Source organism: Acinetobacter sp. YH12231, assembly GCF_013417755.1.
Classification (GTDB): Bacteria; Pseudomonadota; Gammaproteobacteria; order Pseudomonadales; family Moraxellaceae; genus Acinetobacter; species Acinetobacter amyesii.
Window position 1 is genome coordinate 1 of record NZ_VPDJ01000041.1, and the last position, 12,990, is coordinate 12,990.

Below are 12,990 nucleotides of genomic sequence, written 5' to 3' on the forward strand. Positions count from 1 at the left end.
CGTCTAGCCCGGCATTTTCCAATACTGTATTTACAACATTGGCAAAAGTTGCTCGGCTGTCCTTCAGGATCTCGGGACCATGGTCGTTGAAGATTCTTTGTTTCTTTCCTAATTCGCCTTTTTCATTGATGAGTCTGGTAGTGAACATCATGTGTACGTGATAGTTTTTATTATTGGTTTCATCGTTATGTTCATGTGGTGCATGGATGCAGGCATCGACAATAACATTGTGCTTGTTCACAAAGTCTCGGCAAAAGTCATCAACGATTTTTATGCGTTCTGCATCTGTTAATTCATGTGGTAAAGCACAGATATATTCTTTGGCGAGTCGTGCATTGGCTTTCATTGAGCCATTGGCATTGAATTCTTTTTTTTCTACTGTATTCCAAAGTGTTTGACGGTCTAAAAGTTTTGTATTGGTATGTTCTGGTGCATAAATATTTTTGTATGCAAGTCCCTTTTTTTTAGTGTAGTCCTGAGTCTTTCCAAAAGTCAGATCCTCTAATTTTTCACAGGCACGATAAGCAGCACAAGCAACGGCTGAACGTCCGTCACTTCGTGAGATATTGCTTTCATTCAAATGAAAAATTGCCATTTTAAAAACCTAAATTTCTGCATACCGTGGTTTTGATTTTCGCAACTTTGAAAAAGTTGCTGACCATGCTAAAGCGAGGTCATGGGGTACAGGGGTTTCCCCTGTCGCAACGTCCACTTTTGAATGAAATGATAAAAGTGGGTAAGTGCGCCCTTCACTTCGTTACGGGAAAACTCCGCTTCGCTACGTTTGATATTGCTTGCTTTGTTTTTTGACTTTATGATGGTGTTTGTTTATTGCACATCACGGTTTAATATTATGTCAGATATTCAAGAAAAGAAAGATGCTGTTTTAAAGAAGCTCACAAAAGCACAGCAGAAAAAATTATCTCTTCAAGAACAGATTGATTATTTAAAAAAAGAACAAGAACAGATACAAGAGCAAGCTAAACAGAAGCAAAATGAACTTAAGTTGAAACAACAAAAACTTTTAAAAGAATCCAAAGCACAAGAACGTAAAGATGATACTCGACGTAAAATTTTGCTCGGTGCATGGGTTCTAAATAAGCTGAAAAATGATGAGTCGTTTAAACACCAATTGGCAGATTTTGAGCAGTTTTTAAGTGCAGAAAGTAAGACAGAAGAGAATAAATTGAAGGATAAAAATCTATTTAAGGAGCTTCTATAGGATGACTAATTTTGATGACCTTTCAATACCAAGACCTGTCCTGGTAAGTACAGTCACTAAAAAGTTTAGGATTCTGGAACAGATTGTATAAATTTTTGCTGAATATCTGAGAAAGTTGCATCTGGGTATTCTGCTAAATAATGTTCAGTCCAAAATAAAACAGCTTCATGCCCATCAAAAGAGGGATTCACATCTAAATAAAAGGCCAAACGGGCACTACGTTGAATATAAAGCTCTTGGATTAACTGTAATCCTAATTTTTTTGCTTTTGCTGAAATAAATAATTGAGGTTGAGTGAAGTAATTCATAAAAAAATCCGATACAGAAGCATAGGCTTGATATGAACAATTAAACACATAAAAATATGTGTTGTAAACATATTTTTATGTGTTTTTTAATATTCTGTGTAAAGAAATAGCCTATGTTATACTTTCACTTTATTATTTGTTAAATTTGAATCTCATGCCTTACGAAGAATTCTATAGACTTATCGGTAAAGCAGGTCTTTCAATTAAAGAATTTGCTGAATTACTTGGAATGAAGCCTAATTCTATTACGAATTATAATAAAGTTGGATTTGTGCCTTCTCATTTGGCTGTGATCGTATCGCTCATATCAACGATGAAGGATGAGGGTTTTGATTTTTATCCTATCCTAGAAAAAGTACAGGCATATGAGAAAGCCCGTATAGAAAGTCAGTCTAAATAGAAAAAGATTACGCTGGATTTTTGGGGTTGTTGTTGATCAAAGAGTACTACAATGAAATGGGAGCGATAAGCCCCCATTTTTGTGATTTCGTAGATGAGATTTTATGTTAATTCCTAGCATTATAAATTATAAAGAATATAATTAATTCCCTTTTAATTTAATTAGTTGGCTTATTAGTTATGCTATCAGAAGATCAAAAGAAAGAGATATTAGAAAAAGCTAAACACTGGTTTAGAGATAGTGTAATGGAAAGCCACTTAAAAAATGCCCAAAAATTAAAATCTTCTACAGAATTTAATATAAATCCTTTTACAACTACATACTTAGCTAATTTTTTAACAGGGAATGCATCTCCTGAAAGTATTGCCAAAGCTCTAGTTTATCCTCGAATTTTAGGTACTAGCATTACGACGACTTTTGGTAATGCCATACAGCATTTTACAAATGATGTATTAGGAACCTTTAAAAGTACTACTTCTGGAATTGATGTCGAATATATAGATCAGGACGATCAGCGGAGAAAGTACTGCCAAATTAAGGCAGGCCCTAACACTATCAATAAAGATGATGTGGAAACGATTCATCAGCATTTCCAAGCTGTTAAGAATTTGGCTCGTACTAATAATCTAAAATTACAACTCGATGATATGGTTGTTGGGATTGTATATGGGGAAAGAAGTGAAATTAGTGGGCATTATAAAAAACTAGAATCAAAACATAATTATGTCGTTCTTGTAGGGAAGGAGTTTTGGACTAAACTGACAGGCGATAATGAGTTTTATGATGATCTCATTGCAGTTATTGATGAAGTTGCACAGGAATCTGATTTTTGTGAACAATTAAACGCTATCATTAGTGAACTTGCGAAAGATCAACACATTTTAGAATTAGCTAATATGGCAAATAAAGAGCCCAAATGATGTACTAGGCTGGACCTCCGTACTAAAAACAGTTAAAATCCTTCTTTATATTTCCTATATACGAAGTTATGACTGCTATCCCTAAAGATTTAGATGTATTTTCTGCTGAACAAGTTGCAGATGTTCTATCTGTTTCTAAAAGAAATTTGGAAACCTGGGCTAACAATGGAAAGCTAATTCCAGATTTTATTCATGGCGAAGTAGCTTTATATTCAAAGAAACAGCTAGAGCAATTTGAGCAATTTCAAAGGTTTTTTAACAGCAGTTGGGATGCAGAACAACTAATTCAGCCTAATAGGAAATATACATCTATAGAACTGTTTGCTGGTGCGGGAGGCTTAGCTCTTGGTTTAGAGGGAGCTGGATTTGATCACGTTTTGTTAAATGAACTGGATAAATCTGCATGTTCAACATTACGTTTTAATCGCCCAGAATGGAATGTTATTGAAGGTGACATTCGACAGGTTGATTTTTCGGAATATGAGGATTCTGTAGATCTTCTTACAGGTGGATTCCCTTGCCAAGCATTCTCTTATGCAGGTAAAAAACTTGGATTTGAAGATGTTAGGGGAACTATGTTCTTCGAATTTGCTAGAGCCTTAACGGAAATTAGACCTAAAGTATTCTTAGCAGAAAATGTTAAAGGTCTACTTAGTCATGACGATGGTAAAACTATCGAGACTATAAAAAGTATCATCGACGAGTTAGGGTATGAATTAGTTGAAGATAATGTTTATAAGGCGATTTTTTACAAAGTACCTCAGAAACGTGAACGACTTATTTTAGTAGGTGTTCGTAAAGATCTAGTTTCGAAAGGTACATTTGTTCAACCCTCACCATATAAAAGAATTCTTACAGTTAGAGATGCCTTAAAGAAAGGTGAGCTATTTGATACAGATGTACCTGAATCTATTGGTCAAAAGTATCCTAAAAGGAAAGAAGAAATATTCAATTATGTGCCTGAAGGTGGGTATTGGAGAGATTTACCCTTAGACTTACAGAAAGAGTATATGCAGGGCAGTTTTTATTTAGGTGGTGGAAAGACAGGGATGGCTAGACGGCTATCTTGGAATGAACCAAGTCTTACGTTGACCTGTGCCCCTGCTCAGAAACAGACGGAACGTTGCCATCCTAGTGAAAGTAGACCTCTCACAGTTCGTGAATATGCACGTATACAAACATTTCCTGATTATTGGTCTTTTCAGGGATCAATGTCGGCTCAATATAAACAAATAGGTAATGCTGTGCCAGTAAATCTGGCTTTAGCATTAGGACGATCTTTGATTAGATTATTAAATGATCTTGATTAATCTATCTATGATAGGGCTCATATATCAATGAAAAAAGCCCGACATCCTGTCGGGCTTTTTCATATCGGGGTGCTCGTCTTACTGATCTCGTGCTGCCTATTCCTTGCGCTATTTTCTTATTCTTGTTTTCTGGAAACATCCAGTTCCCTTATGTATTCATCATAGGGCTAATGCCTTGGATTACCAATCCGCAAAATCCTTAAATCCATGTAAGTTTTAGCTTACAAAGCTGGCTTATTTTATCCCAAGAGTTGTCCGCAGAAATTGGGGATGATTTAAGCTATGAATGGGTTGATAACACACACTAAAGTTTCATTTTGATTAAAAATTAATCAATCTTATTGGCAAGAAGTATCAAAATTGCTTAAAAAGAAACCGACTTGTTTCCAAGTCGGTTGAACGAGAACGTTCCAGAGGGTATGAATAACGATAAGATACTGATCTTAAAGTAATATTAAAAACACGTTTCGTATAACCTCTATTATGTTAAATGGACTCAAAATTGGTAGATATTTGAAAAATGTCACTGTGTGAAAAGTAATCTTAATGTAAGATTCTATCGATTTGATTTAATAGAAATAACTTATGAAATTATCTAAAAAAATATTATTGTCTTTTAGCTTATGTTTATTTATAAGCCCTGTTTTCGCAGATCAGTCTCTTGTCCATAAAACTGAAATAAGAGCCGCTCAAGGGAATGCCGAGGCGCAAAATAACCTTGGGATTATGTATGTTAATGGCCGAAGTGTTATCCGCAGTGAAAACAAAGCTATTGAATGGTTTAGTAAAGCTGCTGCTCAAGGGCATGCTGATGCGCAAAATAACCTTGGGTTGATGTACTACCAAGGCCATGATGTTATCCGCAATGATAGCAAAGCTATTGAATGGTTTAGTAAAGCTGCCGCTCAAGGGCATGCTGATGCGCAAAATAACCTTGGTGCAATGTACTATACTGGTCGGGGAGTTAATCAGAGCGATTCTAAAGCATTTGAGTGGTATAGCAAAGCTGCTGCTCAAGGGAATGCTAGTGTGCAATATAACCTTGGGTTGATGTATGCAAATGGCCGAGGTGTTGCCCAAAGTGATACCAAAGCATTTGAGTGGTATAGCAAAGCTGCCGCTCAAGGGCATGCTGATGCGCAAAATAACATTGGGGTAATGTATGACAATGGTCAAAGTATTGTCCAAAGTGATACCAAAGCATTTGAGTGGTATAGCAAAGCTGCTGCCCAAGGCTATGTGTTGGCACAACATAACCTTGGGTTGATGTATGCCAAGGGCCGAGGTGTTGCTCAAAGTTGGTTTAAAGCATTTGAATGGTATAGCAAAGCTGCTGCTCAAGGCCATGCTGATGCACAATATAGACTTGGGGTAATGTATGACAATGGTCAAAGTATTGCTCGAAGTGATACCAAAGCATTTGAGTGGTATAGCAAAGCTGCTGCTCAAGGGAATGCTGAGGCGCAAAATAACCTTGGGATTATGTATCTTAATGGTCAAGGTATTAGTGAAAACTCTGCTTTAGGAATTGAGTGGCTTTTAAAAGCAGCAAGTAATGGAAATGCGATGGCACAGTTTAATATTGCACAAAGCTATTTAGATGGTACCAATGGATTACCACAGAACAGAACTCAAGCACTTAACTGGTTAAAAAAAGCAGCGAATAATGGACATGCTCAAGCGGAGTTGATGTTAGCTGGGTTACAGTAAATTATTCAATTTTCCTAAAATTAACATAATACACGTTATACGCATTTTAAAAATGGAGGGTAAGCCTCCATTTTTATTGAGTTTTTTAATTTTTTATGCCTGTGGAACTTACTCAGTATCAGTATATGAAACCACTAAATCAATGAGTTCTTTTGATGGCGTACTACAACATTCACGAATTCGTTCGGCAACAGTTTTTCCATCTGTATATTCTTCATCAGCATAGTTGTTGAAGTCAAAAAGAACCTCGGCCATACCAATTGGAAGATTTAACCCTGCTTGTAAAGCATCATAAGAGTCAATATCAGGATTCCCTTTCCATTTAATAATAGCCATTGTATATGGCTTACTTAATGGACTACTAAGATGTTCTTTAGTGATGTCTAACCTGTCCATATAGAATCCTGCATCCTTCCAATTTGGCAAAGTCACAGCCCATCCAATAGCACAAGCAACCGTATTACAGTCAGTGAGTAGTTGTTCATCACTCACGAAGCCAACAGAGTCCTTAGACGGTCTTCTCCAAGTGCGAATATCAAATCTATTGGGGTCAAGTTTTTCTAAGAAATCAGCTAATTCTAAAAGTAGATCGGTACGCATGATTTATTACCTTTAATTATTTTTAATGAAGTTGTTCGGGGGGAAATTTCTTTTCACTTCATTTATGATGTCCTGAGGATATAGGATTTTCTAGGGTTAGTTTAAAAGCTAATTTGAATATTCACTTTATCAACTTCAATACCTGCTGCATGAGCTATCATTTCTTTTGCTTCGGCAATAATTACTGATAGCTCTTTGGTTTCATCCAAACTATCTAAATCACTAGATTTTTCAAAAGTCTCAGAATCTTTTTCAGCATTAGGATTCGCATTAAATACAGACCATTCCACAGCAGCTATATTAAAATCAAGTTTTTCTAATAGGTCATTTGTATTCAAATAAGCAACCGGATATCTCTGGCCTGCGGTTAATTTTTTCCATGCTTGTTTAAATTGTTCTGTATTAGGCAATAAAGCATATTCACTGATTTGAATTAATTTTCTGCCCTCATATTTTTTTGTTGGAATACACCCCGAAATTTTACCAATCATGAATGCTTGACCATGTCCAAGCCCATCCTTGACAGCCCATGTCTCTCGATGATTTCGGATAAATATTACATATTTAGCACTTTTAATACGGTTTGTTCGAGCAATCCAATATCCAGAACCACCCTCTGATTCCATCCACTTTAAATCTTTTCCTGTAAAGATACCGATAACTTGAGTCATTTCTTTTCATCCTATACGTTAGTTTTATTTAATCTATACGATAAAATTTAAAATGTAAATTTTTTATCGTATAAAATAAATTCTATCGTATAGAAATATATTTCTTATGCGTTAGTTTTATGCTTCACTGTTGAAGAAACCGCAACAGTATTAAGAATTTCTAAAATTAACATAATACACGTTATGCGAACTTCTAAAATTGAGACTATAACCTTAATTTTTATATATTTTTTTAAATTTAACACCTAGGTCAATGCCTAGGTTTTTAAGAGAATTTCGTATAACAGCCATTATGTTAAATAAGTGCCTGACTTTATTGATAAGGTTAAACATTAGCAGTTAGAAAGGGTTTTCAAAAAGAATGGTAAATCGCCCAAAAATTATAAAAGTAGGAATTTTGCTTGTAGGTCTATGTTTAATTCTGATCTTTAATTCATATAAACAGAAATTGAATTATGACAATGAAATGGCAAAACAGACAACGATACTTTTCTTAAATTCACTTGCTAAACATGATCGAAAATCAGCAATCAAATATGTTTGGCCTGATGCGCAATTATATGAAGACTTAAAAAGTCCTGAAAGATTTCTTTCTTTCAAAGACTCAAAAATTTTAGAAATAATAAGAATTAATGATGATTCAGCGGAAAGTAGACCTGAGTATTATCAAGAATTTTATAAAATTATTTCAGTGATGGTAAAAGTTAAAGTCGTGCATATAGATGATGCTGGCAGTCCAGTAGGTGACTATATTTTATTTATTACTCTTGTGAAAAAATCTCCTCAATCTGATTGGCTAATTACAGGATTGGGTAGTGGGCCTTAAGCTAATAATTATTTATTTTCCCTAAAATTAACATAATACACCTTATGCGAAGTCACAAAAACGGGGGCTTTAAGCCCCTATTTTTACTATATTTTTTAAAAATTTCGCATAACGACTCTTATGTTAAATACCCTCATTCCAAGCTTTATCTAAGCTTTTCAAATTATTGTATGCTTCTTCAAAATTACTTAATTTAAATGTTAAAACAGGTGATGAAAAAGGTTGTTCCCAAACTACTGATGTTACAAGGTCATGCATATTGTTCCATGCTACCCCAAATCGAATCCATTGAACTTCTGATTCAGTCACCATCTGTTCAATCATAATTACATTACAGACAAGATCTAAATCATCAGAACAAATTAAAATTGGTATGACAGTGGATACTGCACCATATTCAGAAGTTTCAGGTTTTAATAGTTTCCATGCATTACTCAAAGGAACGCTATTTTCAAAGTCATATAGCCAACCATGTGCTGGAACGGAAGAATTTGCATCCTTAAAACTAGTGTTTTTACTTATCCATATATTTAATGGAAGCCCATCAATAGCAAAAATAGGAAATGGTTTAGTGTTTCCATTTCCATCCTGAATACATCCTTTGACAGGGTGTTCATTTAATAATATTGCCGAAATCACATTCATATATTTTATTTAAATACTTTAAAGATTTCCTAAAATTAACATAATACACGTTATGCGAAATTAGAAAAATGAGTTTATTGCACTGATATTTATCTGTTTTTTAAATTTTAGACCTGGGTTGGTGCCCAGGTTTTTTTATTGCGTATAACAGCCATTATGTTAAATAGATATTTTAATGGGGACTAAATTTATAGCCGAAATGGTTGAGGCATACCTTAATTCCATTGAGTGAATAGTCCATACATCCTTTGTGAATACACTTATTTTCTGAAAAGCCTTCATGAGCTAAAACAATCAAGAATTGTTTAATACTGTTTATTTGGTTTTGGCTTAATACTTGGCTCATATCTGAAATTTTAATTCCAAAAATTGGGCATGTTGGTGTTTCTGGATAACATTCAAAATACCAAGCTTGCTGACACTCGGTACAAACATAATAAAACTCACCATAATCAAATTCTGGTTTGGCTTCCTCGCATGGAGGATCTTCACTGAAGTAGTGAGGAAACTTATATTTCATATTGTAGTTATGACTGAAAATATCTGAAAAACTAGTAGGACATACAAAAAAATTACCCACAGATTGGCATTCACACATATTTTTGTTCTTTAAAGTTTATCTAAAATTAACATAATACACGTTATACGAAATGCGTTATAATTATCTATAGAAATCAATGCTATAGTTTCTAGTTTATAGCCCATCTTCCCCAAGGTGGGCTTTTTTTATGATTTTTCACGTTCCACGCTTAATAAGTGAGCAATGTTTCACGACTTTGTTTAGGTTAATTGAATAATCAGGATGCCTGGTCTTTTTCTTTTTGGCGTTCATTCAGCTCTTTTTTAAGTGCCTTTTTATCCTGGTAGGATGCAATCAGCATGATCGGGATCAGCAGCGGGGCCACAATAATTCCTAGGGCAATGTCTTTCAGTTTCGGCATGATCTCTCTCCCTTAGTCATTATCAAAAACAGCATTCAGCACACGGCCAAATAAGCCACGCTTTTTCTTTGTCTCATAATGCGTATTTGGTACGTGTTTTGGTGTTTCATTAGGGCGTGTCACCAATGTCTCATGGGATGTTTTAATTTCACTATCTCTATTATTATCAATAGTTTCACTTATTCCACTATTGTTGTCGCATGGTGCATCATTGGAATGTGTCACTGGTGTATCATGAGACATTTTTTCTTCAGACTCTTTATGCCCTAATAGCAATTGAAAGCGGTCTATTTGATCTAAATAGCGTTTCTCACGATCTTTGTATGACTCAATTTCCTTTTTCATAAAATCAACAAGCTGACGTAAATCAGCATCATCTTTAGACTGATCCACTTCTTGTTTTTGTTCATGCTTTTTGATCGGCTCTCCAAAGCATCGGATGACTTCTGCAATATCAAAAAGACCATCAGCGCTTCGAGATATACGCCCTTCTTTTATGGCCCTATATAGCGTAGAACGACTGACGTTAAAGCGGTTAGATACTTCACTTAGTGATAATTTAGCCATTTACTAAATCCTTTTATTTAATGGCATATATCCCACTTTTTTTAGGTATGGATATAGTTCTTTGATTTTTTCAGGATCGTGAAGCATCTCAGCAATACGAATAGCAAATTGTGGATAGCTTTCAGTTCCCTGGGAATACCGACCCATTTCCGGTAGCTCTGAAAGTTTATTGGCAAACATGTGGCGTTGTGCATCGGTCATTTGGGTAAAGAGATCTACCGTGTTTGGATCTCTTTCTGAAGGTATCGAATCAATTTTTTTATGCTTAAAAGTGAATGATAAGCCTGAGATAGATCTTCCTGTTTTGTACTGTTCGTATTTTACATGTATATCAGTCAGCTCATTGATTTGCTTTATGGCTGGTTCTAAAACACGACTTTTAAAATTAACCATTTTTTGATATTCATTCATCTCAAGTCCTAATTTTTCTCTGAACTCAGATAAAGAAATAACAGGTGTTTTTCCTACGTCTCTCCAAGCAATTAGAAACTCATATAGACGAATAGCATATTTGCTAGTTAGTTGCGCAACCTGTTTAAGTTGATAGCTCGTAAAGTGCTTTTCCAATCTTGTAATAAGAGGAACAACATCTGGTGCAAAGGTAACTTCTAATGTAGCAAGGTCATCAACATATGCAATTCGGCTAACCCAGCGGGATTTGACTACAATTTCTTTGTTTGTATCTTTATGAATTTCCTTAAAAGAGAACTTTCTTTCAAAAAGATTATTAACTGCATTTTTTAGAGCGTTATACGCAGCTTCTTTGGTGACATCAAAGCGAGAAGCATAATCAGAAGCATGGATTTCTAATTTACTGTCGGATGAGATCCCTTGGCCTGTTTCTCTTGCTCTTATTATTGATAAAAGGATAAGCCGTTGCTCGGTTACTTCGAGATTATAACTGGCATTAATTAAGGCATTATCTTTTACTACTAAGTCATTTTTCATAAGACTGCATAGGTTATAAGTGTTATTAAGACTACATTAGCATTCGATGTAATCAAATGCAAAGAAATTGTAGTCTTATGACAAAGAAATTGTAGTCTTATGACAAAGAAATTGTAGTCTTATGACAAAGAAATTGTAGTCTTATCCACCTTGAAAGCCTTGCAAACAAAGGTTTTCAGAGAGTCTAAAAGCATTTAAAAACTTTAAAAATAATTAAAAGCCCAGGAAAGGAAAAATTGCCCTTGGTTTTCGCTGCGCTCAAACTCTATTGAACTTCGCTTTCGCTCAGTTCGTAGGGGCAATTTTTGGCTTAAAATTTCGTGACTTTTTAAAAAAGAAAAGCAACTAGGAATTCGCTTCGCTCATAGAACTTTTTCACTCGCTTCGCTCGACATAAAGCCACCGTAATCAGTTCGCACCCATTCGGGATGCTCTGATTCTGAGTTCTTGATACACAGGGGAGCCTGTAATCAGGGAAAAACAGGTGAAAAAATTTAGATCCCTGTAGTTCGCTCGTAGACACTCGCTAAATGCTCTCATTTGCGATTTAAGAGTTTTTTCTTAACTCAACTATAAATCTCTGTGGTTTAGCAAAACATCGCTAAAAACCCTATTTTTTTGCGTTTAAACAGCATTCACCAAGGTCGGTAATCGTTGTTATTTTCATTTTCTGGTTTTTTAGGCTCGTTTTTCTGCTGTTTTTCCAATTCTTGGCGTTTTAAAAATGCCAAATGTTCTCGTTCGTGTCTTTCTTGTTCATAGCGTTGTTCTTTTTGCTCTCGTTCTTTACGTAATTGCTCTCTAAATTCACTTTCTCTGCGATCATTTTCAATTCTTCGTTGGCGATCTACTTCCGTTTGGCGTACTTGCTGCATTCTTTCTTGTTCAATTTTGAGATCATCTGCCCGTTTTGCTTTAAGGAGGGGACTCATATCATCATTAAAATCATGTAGGGTATCGAATGAATGAACGTACTCTCGTTTTAGCTTCTGCCAAAACGTGGGTTTTATCGTTGGTCGTTCAATCCCATTATTTTCCAGTATCTCTGAGCATTGACCTAAGCGTTGGACGACATTCTCAATATCGTATTCTTTAGCAAGTTGTTCGACCTCGGTTGCGTATTCTCTCCAGTTCTCATTTTTTGCCTGTTCTACTGATTTTTCAGTCGCATAAAAATCAGGTTTTTTTATATCTCTGTAAGTATGATGATAAGAGTCATAAAACAAATTATTGGTATGTAGGTAAAAATCGCTTTTGTTTTCTGCTAACCATCGTTTTGTCTTGGTGAGATTTGATTCAATCTGCTTTTGATTATCAGCAGCATTGCTTTGAATGGTGTAAAACTGATTGGCAAATTCTGCATAAATATCTTGGCACCGGATGAAGTCATCATATGCGTTGTCGATCTGTTGAACCTGTTGTTCTTGCAGGCGTTCTTCTTCTAGGTTGAGATTTACTAATTCTGCTAAAAGCTCTTTTTCTTCTGCTTCGGTTAACTGAAGTTCGTTTTCCAGCTGGGTAATCTGATCTTCTAATCGACTTGGAACAATAATTTCTTGATCAAGGCCCTTGATGATCTGTTGGTATTCTCGTGCAGCATCTAAATTTTTGGCTTTGATTGCATCATTTTCAAGTGCAATTCTTGGTAGCACAATTTCAGTGTTACGTTCTTCAAGCGGTCTTTTTTGTTCCTCGTCATATTGTCTGCGAAGTGCTGTAGCTTCATGCCCTTCATGATGAGTGGGTTCAAGAAAGTCTAAGCCCTGATCCTTGTAACTCCGGTGGTCGATTCGTTCGTCTAGCCCGGCATTTTCCAATACTGTATTTACAACATTGGCAAAAGTTGCTCGGCTGTCCTTCAGGATCTCGGGACCATGGTCGTTGAAGATTCTTTGTTTCTTTCCTAATTCGCCTTTTTCATT

16 protein-coding genes are annotated in these 12,990 nt (G+C 35.5%); 6 read left to right on the forward strand and 10 right to left on the reverse strand.

Going from position 1 to position 12,990, the window contains the following annotated elements:
* A partial coding sequence (locus tag FTV11_RS16260) for a MobA/MobL family protein (RefSeq protein WP_180074451.1) occupies positions 1-595 on the reverse strand: 595 nt, incomplete at its 3' end.
* A gap of 258 nt (positions 596-853) precedes the next feature.
* Here FTV11_RS16260 and FTV11_RS16265 point away from each other — a divergent pair.
* Positions 854-1,222, forward strand: coding sequence for a hypothetical protein (locus FTV11_RS16265; RefSeq protein WP_218950533.1), 369 nt, complete (start codon positions 854-856; stop codon positions 1,220-1,222).
* Positions 1,223-1,287: 65 nt separating this feature from the next.
* Here FTV11_RS16265 and FTV11_RS16270 read toward each other — a convergent pair whose 3' ends face one another.
* Complete coding sequence (locus FTV11_RS16270) at positions 1,288-1,530, reverse strand: hypothetical protein (protein ID WP_100243315.1); 243 nt, start codon at positions 1,528-1,530, stop codon at positions 1,288-1,290.
* A gap of 154 nt (positions 1,531-1,684) precedes the next feature.
* Here FTV11_RS16270 and FTV11_RS16275 point away from each other — a divergent pair, with 154 nt between their 5' ends.
* The 4 genes from FTV11_RS16275 to FTV11_RS16290 all read left to right on the forward strand — a co-directional run bounded on the left by FTV11_RS16275 (position 1,685) and on the right by FTV11_RS16290 (position 5,870).
* Positions 1,685-1,930 carry a helix-turn-helix transcriptional regulator gene (locus FTV11_RS16275; RefSeq protein ID WP_058952633.1) on the forward strand — a complete coding sequence of 82 codons (246 nt, stop codon included), beginning with the start codon at positions 1,685-1,687 and terminating at the stop codon, positions 1,928-1,930.
* A gap of 179 nt (positions 1,931-2,109) precedes the next feature.
* Positions 2,110-2,850: a PmeII family type II restriction endonuclease gene (locus FTV11_RS16280; protein WP_180074453.1), complete on the forward strand. Its 741-nt coding sequence runs from the start codon at positions 2,110-2,112 to the stop codon at positions 2,848-2,850.
* Positions 2,851-2,918: 68 nt separating this feature from the next.
* On the forward strand, positions 2,919-4,160 hold the full coding sequence (locus tag FTV11_RS16285) for a DNA (cytosine-5-)-methyltransferase (RefSeq protein WP_180074455.1): 1,242 nt from the start codon (positions 2,919-2,921) through the stop codon (positions 4,158-4,160).
* Between the two features lie 585 nt (positions 4,161-4,745).
* Complete coding sequence (locus FTV11_RS16290) at positions 4,746-5,870, forward strand: SEL1-like repeat protein (RefSeq protein ID WP_180074457.1); 1,125 nt, start codon at positions 4,746-4,748, stop codon at positions 5,868-5,870.
* 108 nt (positions 5,871-5,978) lie between these two features.
* Here the strand turns inward: FTV11_RS16290 and FTV11_RS16295 are convergent, their stop codons facing one another.
* Positions 5,979-6,470, reverse strand: a complete 492-nt coding sequence (locus FTV11_RS16295; protein WP_180074459.1) for a hypothetical protein — start codon at positions 6,468-6,470, stop codon at positions 5,979-5,981.
* Between the two features lie 101 nt (positions 6,471-6,571).
* Positions 6,572-7,141: a hypothetical protein gene (locus FTV11_RS16300; RefSeq protein WP_180074461.1), complete on the reverse strand. Its 570-nt coding sequence runs from the start codon at positions 7,139-7,141 to the stop codon at positions 6,572-6,574.
* A 466-nt stretch (positions 7,142-7,607) separates the two neighbouring features.
* On the opposite strand from FTV11_RS16300, the gene FTV11_RS16305 reads away from it, so the two are divergent.
* Positions 7,608-7,967, forward strand: a complete 360-nt coding sequence (locus FTV11_RS16305; RefSeq protein ID WP_227554280.1) for a DUF4829 domain-containing protein — start codon at positions 7,608-7,610, stop codon at positions 7,965-7,967.
* Positions 7,968-8,090: 123 nt separating this feature from the next.
* Here FTV11_RS16305 and FTV11_RS16310 read toward each other — a convergent pair whose 3' ends face one another.
* The 6 genes from FTV11_RS16310 to FTV11_RS16335 all read right to left on the reverse strand — a co-directional run.
* Entirely contained in the window at positions 8,091-8,612 is a 522-nt protein-coding gene (locus FTV11_RS16310; protein ID WP_180074463.1) for a hypothetical protein, read from the reverse strand.
* 172 nt (positions 8,613-8,784) lie between these two features.
* Positions 8,785-9,210, reverse strand: a complete 426-nt coding sequence (locus tag FTV11_RS16315) for a hypothetical protein (RefSeq protein WP_180074465.1) — start codon at positions 9,208-9,210, stop codon at positions 8,785-8,787.
* Positions 9,211-9,409: 199 nt separating this feature from the next.
* Positions 9,410-9,553 (reverse strand): hypothetical protein, encoded by a 144-nt coding sequence (locus tag FTV11_RS16320; RefSeq protein WP_001125248.1) that lies wholly within the window; start codon positions 9,551-9,553, stop codon positions 9,410-9,412.
* A 12-nt stretch (positions 9,554-9,565) separates the two neighbouring features.
* Positions 9,566-10,120, reverse strand: a complete 555-nt coding sequence (locus tag FTV11_RS16325; protein WP_068975321.1) for a plasmid replication DNA-binding protein — start codon at positions 10,118-10,120, stop codon at positions 9,566-9,568.
* Positions 10,121-10,123: 3 nt separating this feature from the next.
* On the reverse strand, positions 10,124-11,068 hold the full coding sequence (gene repM, locus FTV11_RS16330) for a replication initiation protein RepM (RefSeq protein WP_068912167.1): 945 nt from the start codon (positions 11,066-11,068) through the stop codon (positions 10,124-10,126).
* Between the two features lie 635 nt (positions 11,069-11,703).
* A partial coding sequence (locus tag FTV11_RS16335; RefSeq protein ID WP_180074468.1) for a MobA/MobL family protein occupies positions 11,704-12,990 on the reverse strand: 1,287 nt, incomplete at its 5' end.

Coding starts and splice junctions, on each gene's coding strand:
- FTV11_RS16265 (WP_218950533.1), top strand. CDS start 854: ATGTCAGATATTCAAGAAAAGAAAGATGCTGTTTTAAAGAAGCTCACA.
- FTV11_RS16270 (WP_100243315.1), bottom strand. CDS start 1,530: ATGAATTACTTCACTCAACCTCAATTATTTATTTCAGCAAAAGCAAAA.
- FTV11_RS16275 (WP_058952633.1), top strand. CDS start 1,685: ATGCCTTACGAAGAATTCTATAGACTTATCGGTAAAGCAGGTCTTTCA.
- FTV11_RS16280 (WP_180074453.1), top strand. CDS start 2,110: ATGCTATCAGAAGATCAAAAGAAAGAGATATTAGAAAAAGCTAAACAC.
- FTV11_RS16285 (WP_180074455.1), top strand. CDS start 2,919: ATGACTGCTATCCCTAAAGATTTAGATGTATTTTCTGCTGAACAAGTT.
- FTV11_RS16290 (WP_180074457.1), top strand. CDS start 4,746: ATGAAATTATCTAAAAAAATATTATTGTCTTTTAGCTTATGTTTATTT.
- FTV11_RS16295 (WP_180074459.1), bottom strand. CDS start 6,470: ATGCGTACCGATCTACTTTTAGAATTAGCTGATTTCTTAGAAAAACTT.
- FTV11_RS16300 (WP_180074461.1), bottom strand. CDS start 7,141: ATGACTCAAGTTATCGGTATCTTTACAGGAAAAGATTTAAAGTGGATG.
- FTV11_RS16305 (WP_227554280.1), top strand. CDS start 7,608: ATGGCAAAACAGACAACGATACTTTTCTTAAATTCACTTGCTAAACAT.
- FTV11_RS16310 (WP_180074463.1), bottom strand. CDS start 8,612: ATGAATGTGATTTCGGCAATATTATTAAATGAACACCCTGTCAAAGGA.
- FTV11_RS16315 (WP_180074465.1), bottom strand. CDS start 9,210: ATGTGTGAATGCCAATCTGTGGGTAATTTTTTTGTATGTCCTACTAGT.
- FTV11_RS16320 (WP_001125248.1), bottom strand. CDS start 9,553: ATGCCGAAACTGAAAGACATTGCCCTAGGAATTATTGTGGCCCCGCTG.
- FTV11_RS16325 (WP_068975321.1), bottom strand. CDS start 10,120: ATGGCTAAATTATCACTAAGTGAAGTATCTAACCGCTTTAACGTCAGT.
- repM (WP_068912167.1), bottom strand. CDS start 11,068: ATGAAAAATGACTTAGTAGTAAAAGATAATGCCTTAATTAATGCCAGT.